This window comes from Bifidobacterium choerinum (genome assembly GCF_002761235.1).
Lineage (GTDB): Bacteria > Actinomycetota > Actinomycetes > Actinomycetales > Bifidobacteriaceae > Bifidobacterium > Bifidobacterium choerinum.
On sequence record NZ_CP018044.1, the window covers coordinates 971,224 to 990,879 of the forward strand.

The 19,656-nt window shown below is 66.6% G+C and carries 17 protein-coding genes and 2 pseudogenes; 6 read left to right on the top strand and 13 right to left on the bottom strand.

Translation table 11 applies throughout. The annotated features are described in order from the left end of the window. The first annotated feature begins 139 nt into the window (after positions 1 to 139). The gene (locus tag BcFMB_RS03740) at positions 140 to 1,045 is read left to right on the top strand and encodes a cation transporter (protein WP_099721095.1); all 906 of its coding nucleotides are present in this window, start codon (positions 140 to 142) and stop codon (positions 1,043 to 1,045) included. A 151-nt stretch (positions 1,046 to 1,196) separates the two neighbouring features. Here the strand turns inward: BcFMB_RS03740 and cysS are convergent, their stop codons facing one another. The 11 genes and pseudogenes from cysS to coaD all read right to left on the bottom strand — a co-directional run bounded on the left by cysS (position 1,197) and on the right by coaD (position 12,560). Further along, positions 1,197 to 2,777 (bottom strand): cysteine--tRNA ligase, encoded by a 1,581-nt coding sequence (gene cysS / locus BcFMB_RS03745; RefSeq protein ID WP_418215011.1) that lies wholly within the window; start codon positions 2,775 to 2,777, stop codon positions 1,197 to 1,199. 414 nt (positions 2,778 to 3,191) lie between these two features. Next, positions 3,192 to 3,422, bottom strand: a pseudogene (locus BcFMB_RS10050) (ABC transporter C-terminal domain-containing protein); the annotation flags it as partial. 137 nt (positions 3,423 to 3,559) lie between these two features. After that, a pseudogene (locus BcFMB_RS03750) lies at positions 3,560 to 5,387 on the bottom strand (ABC-F family ATP-binding cassette domain-containing protein); the annotation flags it as partial. Positions 5,388 to 5,493: 106 nt separating this feature from the next. Next, the gene (locus tag BcFMB_RS03755) at positions 5,494 to 6,222 is read right to left on the bottom strand and encodes a type 1 glutamine amidotransferase (RefSeq protein ID WP_024541604.1); all 729 of its coding nucleotides are present in this window, start codon (positions 6,220 to 6,222) and stop codon (positions 5,494 to 5,496) included. A 252-nt stretch (positions 6,223 to 6,474) separates the two neighbouring features. Further along, positions 6,475 to 7,029 (bottom strand): acetolactate synthase small subunit, encoded by a 555-nt coding sequence (ilvN, locus tag BcFMB_RS03760; protein ID WP_024541603.1) that lies wholly within the window; start codon positions 7,027 to 7,029, stop codon positions 6,475 to 6,477. 13 nt (positions 7,030 to 7,042) lie between these two features. Then, positions 7,043 to 8,950 carry an acetolactate synthase large subunit gene (locus tag BcFMB_RS03765; RefSeq protein ID WP_024541602.1) on the bottom strand — a complete coding sequence of 636 codons (1,908 nt, stop codon included), beginning with the start codon at positions 8,948 to 8,950 and terminating at the stop codon, positions 7,043 to 7,045. Positions 8,951 to 9,311: 361 nt separating this feature from the next. Continuing rightward, the gene (gene rnc / locus BcFMB_RS03770; protein WP_418215003.1) at positions 9,312 to 10,079 is read right to left on the bottom strand and encodes a ribonuclease III; all 768 of its coding nucleotides are present in this window, start codon (positions 10,077 to 10,079) and stop codon (positions 9,312 to 9,314) included. 102 nt (positions 10,080 to 10,181) lie between these two features. Continuing rightward, positions 10,182 to 10,376 (bottom strand): 50S ribosomal protein L32, encoded by a 195-nt coding sequence (gene rpmF, locus BcFMB_RS03775; RefSeq protein WP_024541600.1) that lies wholly within the window; start codon positions 10,374 to 10,376, stop codon positions 10,182 to 10,184. 164 nt (positions 10,377 to 10,540) lie between these two features. Further along, positions 10,541 to 11,167: a YceD family protein gene (locus tag BcFMB_RS03780; protein WP_099721097.1), complete on the bottom strand. Its 627-nt coding sequence runs from the start codon at positions 11,165 to 11,167 to the stop codon at positions 10,541 to 10,543. A 180-nt stretch (positions 11,168 to 11,347) separates the two neighbouring features. Further along, on the bottom strand, positions 11,348 to 12,034 hold the full coding sequence (locus tag BcFMB_RS03785; protein ID WP_099721098.1) for an ATP synthase subunit B family protein: 687 nt from the start codon (positions 12,032 to 12,034) through the stop codon (positions 11,348 to 11,350). A 37-nt stretch (positions 12,035 to 12,071) separates the two neighbouring features. Further along, positions 12,072 to 12,560, bottom strand: coding sequence for a pantetheine-phosphate adenylyltransferase (gene coaD, locus BcFMB_RS03790; RefSeq protein ID WP_024541597.1), 489 nt, complete (start codon positions 12,558 to 12,560; stop codon positions 12,072 to 12,074). A 191-nt stretch (positions 12,561 to 12,751) separates the two neighbouring features. On the opposite strand from coaD, the gene BcFMB_RS03795 reads away from it, so the two are divergent. Then, positions 12,752 to 13,093: a DUF3039 domain-containing protein gene (locus BcFMB_RS03795; RefSeq protein WP_024541596.1), complete on the top strand. Its 342-nt coding sequence runs from the start codon at positions 12,752 to 12,754 to the stop codon at positions 13,091 to 13,093. Between the two features lie 92 nt (positions 13,094 to 13,185). Here the strand turns inward: BcFMB_RS03795 and BcFMB_RS03800 are convergent, their stop codons facing one another. Then, the gene (locus BcFMB_RS03800) at positions 13,186 to 14,193 is read right to left on the bottom strand and encodes an aldo/keto reductase (protein WP_024541595.1); all 1,008 of its coding nucleotides are present in this window, start codon (positions 14,191 to 14,193) and stop codon (positions 13,186 to 13,188) included. Between the two features lie 194 nt (positions 14,194 to 14,387). Beyond that, the gene (locus BcFMB_RS03805; protein ID WP_024541075.1) at positions 14,388 to 15,716 is read right to left on the bottom strand and encodes a nicotinate phosphoribosyltransferase; all 1,329 of its coding nucleotides are present in this window, start codon (positions 15,714 to 15,716) and stop codon (positions 14,388 to 14,390) included. A gap of 167 nt (positions 15,717 to 15,883) precedes the next feature. On the opposite strand from BcFMB_RS03805, the gene BcFMB_RS03810 reads away from it, so the two are divergent. From BcFMB_RS03810 to BcFMB_RS03825, 4 genes are all read left to right on the top strand, one after another. Next, positions 15,884 to 16,525, top strand: a complete 642-nt coding sequence (locus tag BcFMB_RS03810; protein WP_099721099.1) for a Pr6Pr family membrane protein — start codon at positions 15,884 to 15,886, stop codon at positions 16,523 to 16,525. 115 nt (positions 16,526 to 16,640) lie between these two features. Beyond that, positions 16,641 to 17,411, top strand: a complete 771-nt coding sequence (gene rph / locus BcFMB_RS03815) for a ribonuclease PH (RefSeq protein ID WP_024541073.1) — start codon at positions 16,641 to 16,643, stop codon at positions 17,409 to 17,411. A gap of 76 nt (positions 17,412 to 17,487) precedes the next feature. After that, positions 17,488 to 18,195 carry a non-canonical purine NTP pyrophosphatase gene (locus BcFMB_RS03820; RefSeq protein ID WP_024541072.1) on the top strand — a complete coding sequence of 236 codons (708 nt, stop codon included), beginning with the start codon at positions 17,488 to 17,490 and terminating at the stop codon, positions 18,193 to 18,195. Positions 18,196 to 18,310: 115 nt separating this feature from the next. Further along, on the top strand, positions 18,311 to 19,576 hold the full coding sequence (locus BcFMB_RS03825; RefSeq protein ID WP_099721100.1) for a peptidoglycan bridge formation glycyltransferase FemA/FemB family protein: 1,266 nt from the start codon (positions 18,311 to 18,313) through the stop codon (positions 19,574 to 19,576). The last annotated feature ends 80 nt before the right edge of the window (positions 19,577 to 19,656 follow it).

Consider the following 19,656-nt stretch of genomic DNA (forward strand, 5'->3'; position numbering starts at 1 on the left):
AGGATCCGCACGCGACGCCGGCGCGGCGTCATGCGGGCACGGACGCGGTCGTACGGACAACATCGGGCGGATGGATGGCGCGTGGGAAGCGCACGGGCGCACAGGCACACAAGCGCACACAGGTACACAAGGAGGCGGCATGCATCAGAAGAGAATCGAACAGCAGGCGTTGAAGGTCGGCATCATCGTCAACATCGTCATGGTCGTCGCCGGATTCTTCGTGTTTTTCGTCACCGGACTCAAATCGATGTTCCTCGACGCGTCGTTCACCGTCATCTCGGTCATCTCGGGCGGCGTCGCGGCGTATCTGTCGAAGAAGACGGTTCGCGTGAGCGAACGGTTCCCGAACGGCATGTTCGCGCTCGAGCCGATCTACGCGATCTGCAAGTCGATCTTCACGATCTGCCTGCTGCTGTTCTCGTTCCTCGACGTGCTTCGCGTCGCGATCGACTACTTCGCATACGGCGAGGGCGAGCGGCTGAGCTTCGGGCCGGTCATCATCTACCAGATCGCCGCCGTCAGCGTATGCCTCGTGCTCGTGTGGTACTACCGTGCGCGCAACCGCTCGATCGGCAACGCGAGCCTGATGCTCAAGGCGGAGGCGAACGGCACATGGATCGACGGCATGATCTCGCTCGGCATCGGCGTCGTCGCCGTGCTGCTGTACTTCCTTCCGGACGGGACGCCGTTCGACTTCCTGCACTACACCGGCGACTTCTTCATCACGACGATCATCGTCGCATTGACGATCAAGGAGCCGGTCGTCGTGCTGCGCGACGCCTTCGTCGAACTCGTCGGCGGCACGCACGACGACGAGGAGATCTCCGCGTTCGTCACGCGCGAGGTCGAGGCGCATCTGCCGGAGCAGATTGTCATGGAGAAGCTCCACGTGTTCAAGACCGGCATGAACTTCGACGTCGACATCTTCATCGGCAGCACGCAGGGCAGTGTGCGGATGGAGGAACTCGTCGGCGCGCGGCAGGCGATCGAGCAGGCGCTCGAGCCGAAACTGCACATCGTCAACGTCGACTTCGTCTTCGAGTAAGGCCGTCTGCAGGTGGGCTTGCGCACAGACGACCGTTTGGGGTGTCGGGAATGGTCGTCTGCACGCAAGGGCGGACGAGATCCGCCGGGGATGGGCGAACGGTGTCAGAGGACGACGGGGCGCGTGCGGCGATGCGATGGCCGCGCGATCATCAGTTGAGCGTCCACGAGGAGCCGGCCGGTCCGTCCTCGATCATGATGCCGAGCTTGGCGAGGCCGTCGCGGATCTTGTCGGCCGTCGCGAAGTCCTTCGCCTTGCGGGCGGCGGCGCGCGCCTCGAGCTGCGCGTCGATCAGTGCGCCGAGCGTCGCGCGAGCCTTGTCTTCGCCGCCTTTCGCATCGCCGCCGTCGATCCACGGTTCGGCGAGCGGGTCGAGGCCGAGCGTGTCGAGCATCGCGCGGACGTTGACGAGTGCCGTGCGCAGCGCGGCGTGCTTACGGCCGTCCGCGTCGTCGTCGAGGTCGGCGATCAACGTGTTGCCGGCGCGCAGCTGCGTGAAGATGGCGGCGGTTGCACGTGAAACATTGATGTCGTCGTTCATCGCGGCGACGAAGTCCACCGGCAGCTCGTCGGCGGTCACGGCGGTGATCTCGTCACGCGACGGCTGTTCGCCGAGCGCGTCGCCGGCATGTTCGATGTAGTTCATGACGCGGTCGTAGGCGGCCTGCGCCTCGGCGAGCGTCTGGTCGGACCATTCGAGCATCGAACGGTACTGCACTGCGCCGAGCGCGTAACGCACGACCCATGCGGAGTGCTTGGCGAGCACGACCGGCACCGCGAGGCCGTTGCCGAGCGACTTGCTCATCTTCTCGCCCTTCGCCGTCACCCACGCCGAATGCATCCAGCGGTTGGCCGTGCGGTAGCCGGCCGCGCGCGTCTGCGCCATCTCGTTCTCGTGGTGCGGGAAACGCAGGTCGAGGCCGCCGCCGTGGATGTCGAACATGCCGTCAAGGTAGCGGTAGCTCATCGCCGAGCATTCGATGTGCCAGCCGGGGCGGCCGGTGCCGAACGGCGTCTTCCAGCGCGCGTCGGCCGGATCGGTCGGCTTCGGGCGCTTCCACAGCGCGAAGTCGCGCGGGTCGCGCTTGTCTTCGGACAGGTCGGCCGGGTCGGTCGGGTTGTACTTGTCCTCGCCGGTCATGTCGACCGACGGTCCCATGCGGTCGGCGACGGCGGCCGCCTCGTCGACCTCGGTCGTCTGCTTCTGATGCGTCAGCTCGCCGTAGTGCGGCCATGACGTGACGTCGAAGTAGACGTCGCCGGTCAGTTCGCCGTGCTCGTCGCGGATGACGTAGGCGTGGCCGTTGTCGATGATGCGCTCGATCAGATGGATCATGTCCATGATGTGGCCGGTCGCTCGCGGTTCGTAGGTCGGCGGCAGCACGCCGAGCCTGTCGTACGCGTCGGTGAACTCCTGCTCGTAGTGGTAGGCGCGTGCCCACCAGCGCTGGCCGGCCGCGGCCGCCTTGTCGAGAATCTTGTCGTCGATGTCGGTGACGTTGCGGATGAACGTGACATGGTAGCCGAGCTTGAGGAACCAGCGGCGGATGATGTCGAAGGCGACGCCGGCGCGGATGTGGCCGATATGCGGCGAGCTCTGCACCGTTGCGCCGCACACGTAGATGCCCACGTTGCCAGGCTTGATCGGCTCGAAACGGCTGATCGCATGCGTCGCCGTGTCATAGAGTTTCAGGTCGACGGCCGCGTTCGCGACGCCGCCGTCGCCGGCCATCAGCGTCTCGGCGAACTGCTTGTCCGTGGAGACGCCGGAAGTGTTGGCATTGCTTGCTTCGTGGGAATGCTCGGTCATGGTTCGAGCGTATTGCGTTTTGTAGACAAGCGGCATGCGGATATGGACGGGCATCAGACGGGTGCGAACGGGCATGGGCGGGCGCAGACAGCCTGCGGCGAAGGTATCTCGGCTGGGAAGGAGCATTTTCTTCGTTATGGGCAGGTATACCGACCGAACAGGGCCGGCCGCCGGCAGGTATACCCGGTGCCGCCGGAGAAAATGCTCCTCCTAAGCCGAGATACCCTCGGACGGCGCCCGAAAGAGCGTTCGTGCGGCATCTTGGGACGCCCGGACGCGCTCGATGGGACGCCCGAGACGCTCGAAGACGCTCAACATGTGCTCAACGGACCGCCGTCACTGGCCCATCTGCTCGGACAGGTCGAGCCATTCGGCCTCGAGGCCGTCCGATTCGGCCGTCAATACCTGCAGCTGCCGGTTGAGTTCGTTGAGGCCGGCGTAGTCGCTCGGATCGTGCGCTGCCATCCGCTCCTCGAGTTCGTCCTTCTGCGTCGCGAGCTTCTCGAGCTTGCGTTCGATCGCCGAGACGCGCCGCGATGCGTCCGCATATGCCTTGCCGCTGAGCTTCGGCACGGCCGCCTCGGCAGGCGAGCCGTCAGCCAGACCGGCCGCCGCTTCCTCGGCCTTGACGGTGTCCGCGTCGACGGCCGAATCGGCCGCGCCTCCGGCCTTGTTCATGCCGAGCGGATCCTCGCCGCGGCGCAGCGCGTCGACGATGTCCAGATAATCCTGCACGCCGCCGGGCAGATGCCGGATCTTGCCGCCGATCAATGCGAACTGCTCGTCGGTGACGCGTTCGAGCAGATAGCGGTCGTGGCTGACGACGACCAGCGTGCCCGGCCAGGTGTCGAGCAGGTCCTCCATGACGGCGAGCATGTCGGTGTCCAGATCGTTGCCCGGCTCGTCCATGATGAGCACGTTCGGCTCGTCGAGCAGGATCAGCAGCAACTGCATGCGGCGCTTCTGGCCGCCGGACAGGTCGCGGATCGGCGTCATCAGCTGCGCCGCCTCGAATCCGAGCCGCTCCATCAGCTGCCCCGGCGTGACCTCCTTGCCGTCGACGATGTAGCTCGGCTTGTAGCGGCTGAGCACTTCCTTGACCTTGTATTTGCCGAGCTTCTCGAGCTCGTCGAGCCGTTGCGAGAGCACCGCGAACTTCACCGTCTTGCCGATGTTCACATGCCCGGCCGTCGGCGTCAGCGTGCCGTCGAGGATCTTGAGCAGCGTCGATTTGCCGGCGCCGTTCGCGCCGACGATGCCGAAACGGTCACCCGGCCCGATCAGCCATGTCACGTCGTCGAGGATTTCGCGGCCGCGCACCGTCAGTTCGACGGCCGCCGACGTCTCGTCCGACGCCGTCTCGCCATCCTCCTCGCCGCGCGTGCCGCGCAGCGCGTTGATCTCGCCGGCCGGCTCGCGGTGCGTGAGCCCATGCGCGGCGGCGGCCTCTTCTGCGCGCGAGCCGAACGCCGATTTCAGCCGCGGATCGTCGGCGTCGTCGACGGCGATCGTCACTTCACCGAAGGCCTGCGGCTCGGACACCATCGGCTCGACGATGTCGACCGTAGACGCCGACTTCGCGTTCGCCGCGAGCGCGGCCGCGTCCGGGTCGATGTCCGCATACGAGCCCTGTTCGCGGTCGAAGATCTGCGTGACGTCGACGAGGTCGACGACCTGTTTGCCGAGCCGCGACGTCGCCATCTGCTTGAGCTCGAGCGTGTTGCGCATCGGCGGCACGTCGGCGATGAGTTCGCGCGCGGCCTTCACATGGAACTTCTGCTTCGTCGAGCGTGCGCGTGCGCCGCGCGACAGCCATGCGAGCTCCTTGCGCGCGAGGTTGCGTCGCTTCGTCTCGCGCACGTCGGCCTGGCGGTCGCGTTCGACGCGCTGCAGCATGTAGGCGCTGTAGCCGCCTTCGAAGGGTTCGATCTCGCCGTCGTGCACCTCCCACATCGATTCGCAGACCTCGTCGAGGAACCAGCGGTCGTGCGTGACGAGCAGCAGCGCGCCGGTGCCTTTCGGCCAGCGGTTCTTGAGATGTTCGGCGAGCCAGTGGATCGTCACGACGTCGAGGTGGTTCGTCGGCTCGTCGAGCGCGAGGATGTCCCAGTCCTTGAGCAGCAGCCGTGCGAGGTCGGCGCGGCGGCGCTGGCCGCCGGAGAGCGTGCCGATCTTCGCGTCGAGGTTGAGGCCGCCGAGCAGCGCCTCGACGATTTCGCGCGACTGCGTCTGCGCCGCCCATTCGTAGTCTTCGCGGCCTTCGAGCGCGGCCTGCCGCAGCGTCGCGTCGTCGTCGAGTTCGTCGCGCTGCCCGAGGACGCCGAAGGTGAGGCCGTTACGGCGGCTCACGCGTCCCGAGTCGGGCGTCTGCTCGCCGTCGAGCAGACGCAGCAGCGTCGATTTGCCGTCGCCGTTGCGGCCGACGATGCCGATGCGGTCGCCTTCGAAAACGCCCTGCGTGACGTCGGTGAAGATGGTTTTCGTGGCGAAGGCGAGGGAGACGTGTTCCAATCCAAGATCAAAAGTCGGCATAGGGAACACTGTAATGGTGGCGCGGTAAATCGGCGGTGCGCGGATCAGCCGTCGGCGTCACCGCGCACCGCCGATTGTCGTATGCGTTCGGCGTATCGATGCGCGCTCAGCGCATGATCGTCTTCGCGTAGGTGCTGCAGCGCGCAGCGAAACCGGAGAAGACCTGTTCGGCGAGCGGCTGCAGCTGCGGATTGCAGGCCGCGTACTGTTCGCGCAGCTGCGACTTCGAGCCGCCAGCGGCCTTGAGCTGCTTGACCATCAGCGGCTCCTCGAGCCATTCCTCGAGCAGCTGCGGCGTCACTTCGAGATGGAACTGCATGCCGAGGGCGGAACCGAAGCGGAAGGCCTGCACCTTCGCGGCGCCGGAGCGGGCGAGCAATGTGGCGCCGTCGGGCAGCGTGACGCAGTCGGTGTGCCATTGCAGCACGTCGAGTTCCTTGCTCCACATCGCGAAGTAGTCGTGACGCTCGACGCGTTTGATCGGCAGCACGCCGATCTCCGGGTCGCCGTTCGTCTTGAGCTTCGCGCCGAGTGCGGTCGCGATGATCTGGTGGCCGAGGCATACGCCGAGCACCGGCTTGCCGACGCTGATCGCGGCACGCACGAGCTTGCCCTCCGCCTTCAGCCCGGGGTAGTTGTCGTAGTCGGTCGCGGACATCGGCCCGCCCATGACGACGACGCCGGCGACCTCGTCGAAGTCCGGCATATCCGGCTTCTTTTTCTTCGCGATGTTCAGCGTCTGAATAGGCAGATTGATCTCTTCAAGTTCGGTCTGGATACGTCCTGGCTTCTCCCAAGCGGCGTGCTGCAGAATAAGGACTTCCGGTTGTGTCATGCCTCCCATTGTGCCATCCGCCCTGACTTGGCGCCTTCGACGATGGCTGTGCGCTGATTTTTCCTCAGCGCGTAGCGTGCGGCGGGGTGCGCGACGCGGAGCAACGTGCCGGCGACCTGTGGTGCGTACGTGTGCGCTGTGCGGGACGCGGAGCGGTGCGTTGGCGACCCGTGCAGCGTACGTGTGCGCAATACGCGATGTGGGGGTGGCGATTCGCATGAATCGCCACCCCCACATCGGGAAGCTGGTACGTCAGCGGCCGGTGATCTCCGAGCCGATGACCTTTTCGCTCAGCGCGCGCGGGCCGCGGCTCATCGCGACGGCGCCGGAACGCACGAGCTCGATGATGCCGTAGTGGTCGAGCAGACCGAGCAGCGCGTCGATCTTGCCTCCCGCGCCGGTGGCCTCGATCGTCAGCGACTCCGGGTTGACGTCGACGACGCGCACGCGGAAGAGGCGCACGATCTCGAGGACGTCGGAGCGGTTGGATTCGTCGGCGGCGACCTTGATGAGCACGAGTTCGCGTTCGACCGTCGTCTCCGGGTCGAGGTCGACGATCTTGAGCACATGCAACAGCTTGTTGAGCTGCTTGATGATCTGCTCGAGCGGCACCTCATCCACCTCCGCCGTCACGGTGACGCGGGAGATATCGGGACGTTCGGTCGGCGAGACGGACAGCGAGTTGATGTTGAACGCGCGCCGCGCGAACAGGCCGGCGATGCGTGCGAGCACGCCCGGGCGGTTCTCCACGAGCACGGACAGTGTGTGGCGCTTGGCTCCCGGCTGGGATGCAGGATACGATGCCATGACGGTGCTCCTCTCAGTTCTCTTCGTTCTCGTCGGCCGCGGACATGTCATCCGCGTCGTCCAGCCTCACGTCGCCGGTTGGGTTGAGCAGCGGCTTGACGCCCGGCATGTACGTGACGTTGTTGTTCGAATCGCCGGCGGCGACCATCGGCCACACCATCGCGTCCTTCCAGACGTGGAAGTCGATGAGCACCGGACGGTCGTTGATCTCGTTGGCCTTGCGGATGCATTCGACGGCCTCTTCCTTCGTGCGTGCACGCAGGCCGACGCAGCCGTAGGCCTCGGCGAGCTTGACGAAGTCGGGGCAGCCGACGAGACCGGTCTTGTCCTCCTCGTGCAGGATCGTCGCCGAATAGTGCTTGTCGTAGAACAGCGTCTGCCACTGGCGCACCATGCCGTACACCGAATTGTTGAGCAGCGCGATCTTGACCGGCGTGCCTTCGAGGAAGGCCGTCGCGAGCTCCTCGCTCGTCATCTGGAACGAGCCGTCGCCGTCGATGAGCCACACCGGCTTCTTGCCGTCGAAGTAGCGCTGCGAGCCGACCGCCGCGCCGATCGCCGCCGGCAGACCGAAGCCCATCGTGCCGAGACCGCCCGAGGAGATCCACTGGTGCGGCTTGCGGAATTTGATGAACTGCGTCGCCCACATCTGATGCTGACCGACGCCGGAGACCCAGATCGTGTCTGGATCGGCCGCTTCGGAGAGCTGCTCGACGACCCACTGCGGCGCGAGCGTGCCATCCGTCGGCTCGTCGTAGCGCACCGGATACTGCTCGACCCACTTGTTGAGCAGCTTCCACCATGTGCTCAGATCCGGCTTGCCGTATTCGGAGTGCAGCTGTTCGATCTGCGGGATCAGCGCCTGGAGCACCGTCTTGACGTCGCCGACGATCGGCACGTCGGCGACGCGGTTCTTGCCGATCTCCGCCGGATCGATGTCGATGTGGATGACGCGTGCGCCGGGGGCGAAGGCCTCGAGCTTGCCGGTGACGCGGTCGTCGAAGCGCGCGCCGATCGCGACGAGCAGGTCGGAGCGCTGCACGGCGCCGGTCGCCGCGATCGTGCCGTGCATGCCGAGCATGCCGAGCACGGCGGGGTCGTCGTCGGAGACGATGCCGCGCGCCGGCAGCGTCGTGACGATCGGCGCGCCGGTGAGGTCGGCGAGCGCCTTGATCTCGTCGCCGGCGTCGGAACGCACGGCGCCGCCGCCGACGTAGAGCACCGGGCGGAACGAACGCTGGAACAGCTCGGCGGCCGTCGTCAGCACGCGGCCGTGCGCCTCGGTCGTCGGATTGTAGCCGGGCAGGATCATACGCTGCGGCCACGTGTAGTACATCTCCTCGTTCTGCGCGGTCTTCGTCAGGTCGACGACGACCGGTCCGGGGCGGCCGGAACGCGCGATGTAGTGCGCTTCGGCGAGCACGCGCGGCACGTCCTGCGCGCTCGTGACGAGGTACGAATGCTTGGAGACCGGGTACGTCGCGCCGACGATGTCCGCCTCCTGGAACGCGTCGGTGCCGATCGAGTTGACGCCGACCTGCCCGGTGATGACGATCATCGGGATCGAGTCCATGTTCGCGTCGGCGATCGCCGTGATGACGTTCGTCGCGCCGGGGCCCGATGTGACGATGCACACGCCGACCTCGCCGGTGGCGACGGCGTATCCTTCGGCCGCGTGTCCTGCTGCCTGTTCGTGGCGTGCGAGGATGAAGCGGAAGCGCGTGTCCTCGTTGATGGCGTCGTAGACGGGCAGGATCGCGCCACCGGGGACGCCGAAGACGTCCTTGACACCCAGATCCTCAAGAGCGCGGACGAGCGCCTGCGCACCCGTCATCTTCTCGCCTTCAGTGACCGCATGCTTGTGATGGGCCGCGGCGGGTTTCGTCACGCCGCTGAACGCCTGCAGGGGTGTAGGTGACACTGCTGATCCCTCCCTTTTCCTAGGTTGTGTCTGCTGGTTGTCCACGTCATCCTAATGGAAAAGGGTCGTATGGCCGCGGTCATGACCGAATGATGAATGTTTTTTCGGACAGCCGGCCGATGGCGGCGTCCATCCGCGACCGTCGCATGCGCGGACTGCACCCGTCACGTTCGCAACATCGTGCCTACGCGAACGGAATCGGCGCGGATCGCACCCGCAGCGTTCACGAGGTTGCCGCTTGGCGACTGTCATGGGACCAATAGCGCACCCGTCATGTTCGCAAACGGTACCGTTTGCGAACATGACGGGTGCAGCCTGCGCCGATTCCGTTCGCGATGCGACGTCCGGCCGTCCGCGCCGATCAGTCGCCGTTCGCCGCGTCGTCGTCGACGGCCGTCTGCGCGGCGTCGAGGTTCTTCCATGCCTGTTCGGCGGCGGCGAGCTGCGCCTTGCGCTTGCTCGTGCCGTGGCCGATGCCGACGACGTCGTCGCTGTCGCCGAGCATCGCGCGCGCCGTGAACTGCTGCGCGTATTCGGGGCCGCCGACCGACATCTGGTAGCGCGGCTCGCCCAAGCCCAGCTGATGCGCCTTCACGGTGAGCGACGTCTTCCAGTCGAGCGCGGGTCCCTCGCTCGCGACTTCGGCGAGCGTGCCGTCGACGAGACGGTGGACGACCTCGCGCGCGCCGTCGATGCCGTATTCGACGAAGGTCGCGCCGATCAGCGATTCGACGATGTCGCACAGGATCGAGCTTTTCTCGGCGCCGCCCTGCTCGAGCTCGCCGTGGCCGAGCAGGATGTACGGGCTCGCGTTGAGCTTCGTGCGGGCGATCGCGGACAGCGCGTCCTCGGAGACGGCCTTCGCGCGGATCTTCGCGAGCTGGCCTTCGGTCATGTCCGGATGCGCGGTGAACAGCGTTTCGGTGACGACGAGTTCGAGAACGGCGTCGCCGAGGAACTCGAGACGTTCGTAGTTCTTCGCGTCCGGATGCTCATGGGAGAAGGAACGGTGGGTGAGTGCCTCGACGAGCAGATCCGGCTGCAGCGTCGTGCCGAGCGCCTCCAGTAGCGGATGCGCGGGATTGGTGTCGTCGATGGTTACGGTCACATGGTTGGTCATGTCCGCCATAGTAGTCGGCGCCGTGCGCAGGCTAAGGGAACGAAAAACGCCCTGCCACCCGTCGATGGCAGAGCGTTTTTCGTGTTATGCGTTTAGTCGGCGATCCTTGACTCAGCGCGAGTAGGTGCTGCGGATGGCCTCGCGATAGACGCGGCCGCGGTAGGAACCGCAGGTCGGGCAGGCCATGTGAGCCATCGTCGGAGCGCCGCAGTTCGGGCAGCTGATCGTCGGGACGGCCTTGGTCTTCCAGTTAGCGCGACGCGTACGCGTGTTGGCGCGCGACATCTTGTACTTTGGCAGTGCCATAGTTTGTTTCCTCTATTCGATCGAACAATTGAGCTTAAGCGTTCAGCAGTCTAACGCATCGGTTGTACAAGTGCGACGCACGCGGCTGCGCATGCGTACCGCGTGGCGACTGCGACGCGTGTCGTCTGCGCCGCACGCCGGCCATGGACGACGCAGTGCCCCGCCTACTCGCCGTCCGCGCTGCCTTCGGCCGCCTCGAGCCGCGCCTTGAGCGCCTCGAGGCCGGCGAAGCGGATGTCGGTCGTCTCGTGATGGTGGTCGGGATACTCGTTGAGGTCGATGCCGCACTGCGGGCACAGGCCCCTGCAGTCGGGGCGGCACAGCGGCTGCAGCGGCAGCGCGTCGACGAAGGTGTCGCGGATCAGCGCCTCGAGGTCGGCGAAGGATCCGTTGTCCATCAGCGGATAGACGTTCTCGGCCTCGTCCTCGCCGGCGATGATCTCGACGTCCTCGTCCTGCTTCCTGCCCTTGCCGCCCTTCGATTCCGACTGTTCCTCCTCGTAGGGGAAGAACGCCGTCACCTGTTCGCTCCAGTCGTCGTCGAGCGGCGTGTCGCAGCGTGAGCACACGGCGTGCACCGGCGCCGTGAAGGTGCCGGTGAAGATCAGTCCGTCGACGATCGAGTCGAATTGTCCGTTGACGTGGACGTCGGCGCCCTCGGTGACGCCGACGATGTCGTCGCCGATGCCCGACGGCGCCGGGAAGACGCGGTCGAGCGGCATCTGCTGCCCCGCATGCGAGCCGACCTGTGCGACCGGCACCGTCCAATCCGTGTACTGCACACGTGCCATGCGTTCCTCTTTTCTGATTGCTGTGTCTGTCGTTCTCGTCGTCTGCGTCGTCCGCGCACGGTCGCGTCTCCGCACGTCGGCGCAGACGTATCCGCTTCGACCAATCGCCGATCGGAAACGTTTATTCCTCCGTCGGCCGCCGCGCGATTCCCGGCGTCCGCCGCCGCGCGCGACGGCGCGTCACGCCTCCGGGTAGTCATCGTCGGAGATGTGCGGCACGTTCTGCGCGGCCTTCTGCTGACGGTCCTCGAGCACCTGCAGGCCGCCGGCGACGTCACGCTTGAGCTTGTCGAGCTGCTCCTGCAGATCGTTCATGACGCCGATGCAATAGCGGTCGGCGCCCTGCGTGAGCCGGTCGGAGGTGTGCTGCGCCTTGTTGAGCATCTGCGTCGCCTTCTCGCGCGCCAGCTGCGTGATGTTCTCCTGGCTCGTCAGGAACTGCACCTGGTCGTTCGCGTCGCGGATCATGTCGGCGGCGCGGCTCTGCGCGGAGGTGATGATCACGTTCGCTTGCGACTGCGCGCCTTCGAGGCGGCGCTCCGCCTCGCGCATCAGCGCGGACGCGCGTTCGAGCTGCACCGGCAGCATCGCCTTGAGCGACTGCAGCTGGTCGAGGAAGTCCTCGCGGTCGATCTTCACGAGCGTCGGCGAGAACATCGTGCCCTTCGCCTCGTTGAGCGTGCGTTCCATCGCGTCGATCGTGTCGTAGACGGTCGTGAACTCCTCCTGCTCGCGCGTCGGCTGCTGCGCGTCGCCGTCCTGATGGTCGCGCAGGTCGGGCAGGTCGCTCATGTTGAAGGTCGCGCGGCCGCGCGCGTTCGCGGGAATGTGCTCGTCGGTGTCGTCGACCGGTGTCTCGTCCGTCATTGTCGTCCTTCTTCCATGCGTGGGTGTGCAGCCATCGTCAGTCGTGCGCCGCCCCGAGCGCGACGTTGAGCTTTTCGGCGACGTAGTCGGGGACCATGCCGCGCACGTCGCCGCCGTGGCGTGCGACGTCCTTGACGACGGAGCTCGAGATGTGCTCGAGCACCGGGTCGGCCGGCAGGAACATCGTCTCGATGCCGGCGAGCTTGCGGTTGACGAGCGCCATGCCCAGCTCGGCCTCGTAGTCGCCGTTCTGCCGCAGACCCTTGACGATGACGGTCGCGCCGACCTTCTCGCAGTAGTCGGTGATCAGGCCGTCGGTGGAACTGACGACGATGTTCGTGTCGTCGGGCCCCAATGTGTGGCGGATGATGTCGACGCGCTCCTCCTCGGTGAACAGCGGCGTCTTCGCGGCGTTCACGGCGACGACGACATGCACGACGTCGAACAGGCGCGCGCAGCGCCGGATGACGTCAAGGTGGCCGTCGGTGATCGGATCGTACGATCCGGGGCATACAGCAATAGTCATATGTACAAGAGTAGCGACACGTGGGGTTTTCGAGCCGCGTTTCGCGAAAAAGCCGCGGGAATGCGCATCGGCGGCGCGCGGTTGGTCAGACGGGGCGCAGGTCCGCGATGCGCGCGGGCGCGTGCGATATCATGGACGCACCAACGCACTGGACGCGTCGCGCGGGGTGCGCCGCGGAACGGAGAACAATCATGGAAGCATTAATCGAACAGTTCGAACAGCTCGGACAGTGGAGGAACGCGGGGGCGCTCGACGAGGCCGATCCGCTCACGCAGACCGAGCCGGACACGAGCACCGGCACGACGGTGCTCGAACGGCCGGCCGAGGAGGAGCAGGCGCAACGCAGCGACAACGGGGACGCCGACCGCTTCGCGCACTACGTCTCCCGGGAACGCATCGAGGAATCGAGGCTGACCGGACGGCCGGTCGTCGCGCTGTGCGGCAAGGTGTGGGTGCCGAAGCGCAACCCGGCGGACTACCCGATCTGCCCCGAGTGCAAGCGCATCTACGCGGAGTACGGCAACAAGTTCTAAACCCGATTCTCAAGGAAAACGCTCCTCCTCAGCGCAAAACCATTGGCGTGTCGCCGTGGTATTCGCCGCTGAGGAGGAGCGTTTTCCTTCGTTCAGAGGGATAGCGCATCGATGCGCGCGAGCTCGTCGTCGGTGAAATCGGTGTTGTCGAGCGCGGCGATGTCGTCGAGCAGCTGGGCGGGACGCGACGCTCCGACGAGCACCGTCGTCACCGCCGGATCGTGCAGCAGCCACGCGAGCGACATCTCGGCAAGCGACTGGCCGCGCTGCGCGGCGAGCTCGTTGAGGCCGCGGATCTGCCGCATGCGTTCGTCGGTGAGCGCGCTCGCCTGCAGGAAGCGACCGTCGCGCGCGATGCGGCTGTCGGCGGGGATGCCGTGGAGGTAGCGGTCGGTGAGCAGGCCCTGGTCGAGCGGCGAGAACGTGACGAGGCCGCGGCCGAGACGCGCGCCGGTCTCCTTGAGTCCGTTGTGCTCGATTGTGCGGTCGAAGATGTTGTAGCGGTTCTGGTTGACGATGAACGGCACATGCAGGTCGGCGAGGATGCCCATCGCACGCTCCATCGTCGCGCCGTCGTAGTTCGACAGGCCCACGTAGAGCGCCTTGCCGCTGCTCACGGCGGTCGCGAGCGCGCCCATCGACTCCTCGAGCGGCGTGTCCGGATCCATGCAGTGGTGGTAGAAGACGTCGACGTAGTCGAGGCCGAGGCGGGTGAGCGAGTCGTCGAGGCTGTTCAGCAGGTATTTGCGGCTGCCGCCGCGGCCGTAGGGGCCGTCCCACATCTCAAAGCCGGCCTTCGTCGCGACGACGAGTTCGTCGCGGTGCGCGGCCAGGTCGGCGCGCAGGATGCGGCCGAAGTTGCGCTCGGCGGCGCCGGGTTCGGGGCCGTAGTTGTTGGCGAGGTCGAAGTAGGTGACGCCGTTGTCGAAGGCCGTGCGAATCGTCGCGCGCATGTTCGCCGGCGGCGTGTCGTCGCCGAAGTTGTGCCACAGGCCGAGCGCGATGCGCGGCAGTCTGAGGCCGCTGACGCCGCAGCGCCGGTACTCCATCGACTCGTAGCGCGTCGGATCGGGTGTGTAGCTGTCGGTGGCTTCGAACATCGTGACCTCGCTGTCTTGGATGGTTGGTAATGGCTGCCCCCATTGTAACGGTGCCCCGATACTGCCGCTGGTGGCTGCTGCGGCGGCAGTCTGTAGGTGTGTCACCCATGGAATGCCGTTGGTGGCTGCTGCGGCGGCAGTCTGCAGGTGCCTCACCCATAAATCGCCGCCACACCCATTGCCACTACAGCCGCCTACTGCGGCAGGACGATCGTCTGCGTCGGGATCACCGGGTCGCCGCGCATCAGCGACTGCGCGGTGATCGGCAGCGATTTGAGCGCCTCCTCGTGGTGCGTGCGCGCGTTGATGATCGCGTCATGGCCGCGCCACTGGTCGTCGATCTGGCCGTGGTCGACGAAGTCGACGAGCAGGTCCTGCCAGCCCTCCTCGGGCGTGAACGTGTCGAGCTGCTCCTTCGTGCCGGAGATGACGTGCTCGCAGTCGGCGAGCGAGTATTCGTAGGAGCGGAACGCGAGCTTGCGGCCGGGCACCGTCGCCTTGTTTGTCGACTTCTTCGCGACCGGCACCATCGTGCCGTCGTCGCCGGCGCGTTCGGTGAGCTTGTACACCATCGCGCAGGTCGGCGCGCCGGAGCCGGTGACGAGCTGCGTGCCGACGCCGTACGAGTCGACCGGCGCCGTCTGCAGCGACGCGATCGCGTACTCGTCGAGGTCGTTCGTGACCGTGATCTTCGTGTTGACGGCGCCGAGCGCGTCGAGCTGGTTGCGTACGCGCTGCGCGAGCGACGCGAGGTCGCCCGAGTCGATGCGCACGCCGCCGAGCTCGGGGCCGGCGACCTCGACGGCGGTCTTGACCGCCTCCTCGATGTTGTAGGTGTCGACGAGCAGCGTCGTGTTCCTGCCGAGCGCGGCGATCTGCGATTCGAACGCGGCGCGCTCGCTGTCGTGCACGAGCGTGAAGCAGTGCGCGGCCGTGCCGATCGCCGTCAGGTCGTAGAGTTTCGCGGCGAGCAGATTCGCGGTGCCCTGGAATCCGCCGACGATCGACGCGCGTGCGGCGGCGACGGCCGCCCACTCGTTCGTGCGTCGTCCGCCCATGTCCATGCACGGGCGGTTCTTCGCGGCCGACGTCATGCGCGAAGCGGCCGCCGCGACTGCGGAATCGTAGTTGAGGATCGACAGGATCAGCGTTTCGAGCAGCGTGCATTCGCCGAACGAACCCTCGACCTGCAGGATCGGCGAGTTCGGGAAGTACATTTCGCCTTCGCGGTAGCCGCGGATCGAGCCGTGGAATGCGAAATGTTCGAGCCAGTCGACTGTCTCCTTGTTGACGATATGGCGGTCGCGCAGGAACTTCAGGTCCTCGTCGGCGAAGTGGAAGTCGGCGAGCGCGTCGAGCAGCCGGCCGGTGCCGGCGACGACGCCGTAGCGGCGGCCTTCGGGAAGGTGGCGCGTGAAGACCTCGAACACGCAGTCGCGAGACGCGGTGCCATCCTGCAGCGTCGCGTCGAGCATCGTGTACTCGTACATGTCGGTCATCAGGACCGGGTTGTAGTCGACCATGGGAACTCTCTCCTTGGATCCTTCAGGATGCCCCGCGCGGATGGCGCGAACGGGCGTATGTTGCGCACCACAGTAGTCGGGCGCCGCGGCAACGGGCGGCATGCGCCCATATCGTGAGGCGTCCGGCGCGCGCCCGCGGTGCACGGCGCTGCCGGTATGCTGGGGACATGCGTTTCATTGCGGGAATCTGGCGGCTGGCGATCGCCGCGCTATGTATCATGGGCACGTCCGAAGCGTGGACGATACCGAACCGTTGGGTGTACTTCACGTTCCAGACCGGCGCGCTCATCGCCTTCGTCATGCTGTGGGCGGGCGCCGCATCGCTCGTGCACGGCGAACAGCCGCCGGCGTGGCTCAAGGGGATGGCGACGACCTATGCGATCGTCGTCGCGCTTGTCGCGTTCTTCATGATGCCACCCGACGATCCTCGTTATGTGCCGCAGATCCTCGGCATCATGACGAACACGATGCTGCACCGCATCGTGCCGGTCATGGTCGTCATCGATTTTCTCGTCTTCGACGTCCACCGCCGCTACAAGCCGACCTATCCGCTGCTGTGGCTCATCTACCCGCCGCTGTATCTGGTCTTCGTGCTCGCACGCGCATGGTGGTGGCCGCACGGCGTCGGCCCCGGCGTCGGCGGCAGCCCGTATCCGTATGCGTTCCTCGATCTGCCGTCGATCGGCTGGGTGAACTTCGGCGTTGCATGCCTCAAGATCGTCGCCGCGTTCCTCGTCGTCGGCGCGCTCGTGTGCATCATCGACCGCGCGATGCCGGCGCGCGCGCCCGCCGGCGGCAAAACGGCGTAGCCGCGAGCATGGCGGCGGCCGCATATGCGGCTATCATCGGTAACGAAGTACAGCGAACACGTCGTCGCGCCGTCGCGCGCCGCCGCCGCACAGGCAATCCGAAGGAAGCCACAGCATGGAAATCAAGGACATGATCAGTTCGACCACCGTCATCCGCCCCGACGGGCGGCAGAGCGATGAGCTGCGGCCGGTACGCATCACGCGCGCGTTCACCGACGTCCCGGAGGGCTCGGTGCTCATCGAATGCGGCAACACGCGCGTCATGTGCACGGCCACGTTCACGCAGGGCGTGCCGCGCTGGCGCAAGGACAGCGGTCTCGGCTGGGTGACGGCCGAGTATTCGATGCTGCCGCGCGCCACCGCCGAACGCACCGACCGCGAATCGGTGCGCGGCAAGGTCGGCGGCCGCACGCACGAGATCAGTCGCCTGATCGGCCGCTGCCTGCGCGGCGTCGTCGACATGAAGGCGCTCGGCGAGAACCAGATCCAGCTCGACTGCGACGTGCTGCAGGCCGACGGCGGCACACGCACCGCGTCGATCACCGGCGCGTACGTCGCGATGGTCGACGCGTTGCGCTGGGCGCAGAAGAACCGCCGCATCCGCAGCGCGAAGCGCGTGCTCAAGGACAGCGTCTCCGCAGTGTCGGTCGGCGTCATCGACGGCCGTCCGATGCTCGACCTGCCGTATCTCGAGGACAGCCGCGCGATGACCGACATGAACGTCGCGATGACCGGCTCGGGCGAGTTCATCGAGATCCAGGGCACCGCCGAGCACCGTCCGTTCTCCCGCGACGAACTTAATGTGTTGCTCGACCTGGCGACGAAGGGCAACCGCGAGCTGCAGGCCGCGCAGCGCGCCGCGCTCGAGGAGCTTGACGCTGAGTGAGCGGCTGCGCCGCAGCCGCCGCCCGTACCTGACCACCATCGTTTGAATACCGCAGATACCGCAGGAAAGGAGCGCCATGAAGATCGTCGTGGCGACGCATAACGAAGGCAAACTCGTGGAGATCCGCGCCATTCTCGCCGAACGGCTCGGCGATCGCGCCGACGAGATCGAACTGGTGTCCGCAGGCAGCCTCGGACTGTCCGACCCGGTGGAGACCGGCGTCACCTTCGAGGCGAACGCGCTGCTCAAGGCGCGCTTCGTCGCGCTGCGCACCGGCTTGCCGGCGATCGCCGACGACTCGGGGCTGATCGTCGACGTCATGGGCAACGCGCCGGGCATCCTGTCGGCGCGTTGGAGCGGCGAGCACGGCAACGACGAGGCCAACAACCGTCTGCTGCTCGCGCAGATCGAGGACATCCAGGACGACGACCGCACCGCGCGCTTCCGCTGCGCCGCCGCGCTCGTCGCGCCGGTGGCCGACGAGGAGGACACGGCTGACTTCGACGCCGCATCCGGCGACGACATCGATGACGGCGACGGCCTCGAGGACGCGCAGGAGACCGTCGTGCTCGGCGAGATGGCCGGCACGATCGTGCGCGCGCCGCACGGCACGAACGGCTTCGGCTACGACCCGATCTTCATGCCCGACGACCAGCCGGCCGAGGCGGTCGCGAGCGGCGAGCTGCTGACGAGCGCGCAGATGACGCCCGAGCAGAAGAACGCGATCTCGCACCGCGGCAAGGCGCTGCGCGCGCTCGTGCCGGCGATCGAGGCGCTGCTGTAGTCCGGTCGCGGCGGCGTCGTACGCCGCTCGTCCGTCCGATGATTTCGATGATTCCGATGGTGCAGCGCGCGCTGCAGTACGGCGCCCACAGGCGCCGATGAGTGGAGGTTTTGTGATGCGGCAGTTCGTGTTCGCCGATCTGACCCGTGACGAGTTCGCCGGTTTCGCGGCGCACGCCCGGCACGGCAATTTCCAGCAGACCGTGATGATGGCCGACCTCAGGGTCGCCCAAGGGCAGACGATCGACTACGTCGGCGTGCGCGAGCACGGCGCGGTCGTCGCGGCGGCGCTCGTCGCCACGCACGGCTCCGGCCTGACCGCCTTCAGCACGATCGCCGACGGCCCGCTGTGCGACCTCGACGACCGCGAACTGACCGTCTTCCTCATCGACCACATCGCCGCGATGGCGAAGCGCCGCCGCCACGCCGTGCATCTCGACATCACGCCCGAACAGCCGTACCGTCTGCGCGACGCGCAGGGCGAGCCGCTGCCGGGACAGACCGGCGAGCCCGACACGGCGATGATGGCCGACCTCAAGGCCGCCGGCATGGCGCACGGCGGCTTCACGCGCGGCTACACGGCGGTGCCGCGCTGGCGTTTCCTCAAGGACCTCGACGGCGTCGCCGACGGTGCGGCGCTGCTGAAGACCTTCAGCAAACGCACGCAGTGGAGCGTCAAGCGCGCGCAGTCGATGGGCGTCGAAGTGCGCCGCGTCGGCCCCGACGAACTCGGCGTCTTCGCGTCGATCGAGCGGCAGACGGCGGAACGCCGCCATTTCGAATACCGCGGCGAACAGTACTTCCGCAGGTTCGCGAAGGCCTTCGGCGACGACGTGCATTTCCTCGTCGCGCAGATCAACACGCAGGCCTACCATGACGCGATGCAGCGCAAGCGCGACGATCTGCAGAAGCTCGTCGACGATCTCGACGCGAAGCTCGCGCAGCGCGAGACGACGAAGCTGCGCCGCCGGCACAACGAGGAGTCGAACAACCTCGCCGCGGCGACGAAACGCTACGAGGAGGCGGCCACATTGCTCGAACGCGGCCGATTCATCCCGGTCGCCGCGTCGATGTTCGTGACGGTGCCGCAGGAGACCGTCTACCTGTTCTCCGGCAGCGTCGAAGAGTACAAGCCGTTCTACGCGAGCGCCCTGATCCAGTACGAGGCGATGCTGCACCTGTGCGTCGAACGCGGCGTGCCGCGCTACAACTTCTACGGCATCGACGGCGTCTTCGATAATCCGGACAGCGAGGGACGCGGCGTGCTCGAGTTCAAGCAGGGCTTCGACGGCTACGTCGAGGAGCTGCCCGGCGAGTTCATGCGCGTGCTGCGGCCGGCCGTGTACAAGCTCGAACGGCTCGCGCACCGCATCCGCGGATGAGCGGCGGCGCGCGGCAGACACGCGGCGAGCGCAGCGGACAGGCAATCATGGCAGCAGATGGGCACACGGATCAGCACAGG

Coding starts and splice junctions, on each gene's coding strand:
- BcFMB_RS03800 (WP_024541595.1), bottom strand. CDS start 14,193: ATGTTCGAAGCCACCGACAGCTACACACCCGATCCGACGCGCTACGAG.
- ilvN (WP_024541603.1), bottom strand. CDS start 7,029: ATGGCATCGTATCCTGCATCCCAGCCGGGAGCCAAGCGCCACACACTG.
- BcFMB_RS03805 (WP_024541075.1), bottom strand. CDS start 15,716: ATGGTCGACTACAACCCGGTCCTGATGACCGACATGTACGAGTACACG.
- rpmF (WP_024541600.1), bottom strand. CDS start 10,376: ATGGCACTGCCAAAGTACAAGATGTCGCGCGCCAACACGCGTACGCGT.
- BcFMB_RS03825 (WP_099721100.1), top strand. CDS start 18,311: ATGCGGCAGTTCGTGTTCGCCGATCTGACCCGTGACGAGTTCGCCGGT.
- BcFMB_RS03780 (WP_099721097.1), bottom strand. CDS start 11,167: ATGGCACGTGTGCAGTACACGGATTGGACGGTGCCGGTCGCACAGGTC.
- BcFMB_RS03755 (WP_024541604.1), bottom strand. CDS start 6,222: ATGACACAACCGGAAGTCCTTATTCTGCAGCACGCCGCTTGGGAGAAG.
- BcFMB_RS03810 (WP_099721099.1), top strand. CDS start 15,884: ATGCGTTTCATTGCGGGAATCTGGCGGCTGGCGATCGCCGCGCTATGT.
- BcFMB_RS03795 (WP_024541596.1), top strand. CDS start 12,752: ATGGAAGCATTAATCGAACAGTTCGAACAGCTCGGACAGTGGAGGAAC.
- BcFMB_RS03740 (WP_099721095.1), top strand. CDS start 140: ATGCATCAGAAGAGAATCGAACAGCAGGCGTTGAAGGTCGGCATCATC.
- BcFMB_RS03820 (WP_024541072.1), top strand. CDS start 17,488: ATGAAGATCGTCGTGGCGACGCATAACGAAGGCAAACTCGTGGAGATC.
- BcFMB_RS03785 (WP_099721098.1), bottom strand. CDS start 12,034: ATGACGGACGAGACACCGGTCGACGACACCGACGAGCACATTCCCGCG.
- coaD (WP_024541597.1), bottom strand. CDS start 12,560: ATGACTATTGCTGTATGCCCCGGATCGTACGATCCGATCACCGACGGC.
- cysS (WP_418215011.1), bottom strand. CDS start 2,777: ATGGCCGGCGACGGCGGCGTCGCGAACGCGGCCGTCGACCTGAAACTC.
- rph (WP_024541073.1), top strand. CDS start 16,641: ATGGAAATCAAGGACATGATCAGTTCGACCACCGTCATCCGCCCCGAC.
- rnc (WP_418215003.1), bottom strand. CDS start 10,079: ATGGCGGACATGACCAACCATGTGACCGTAACCATCGACGACACCAAT.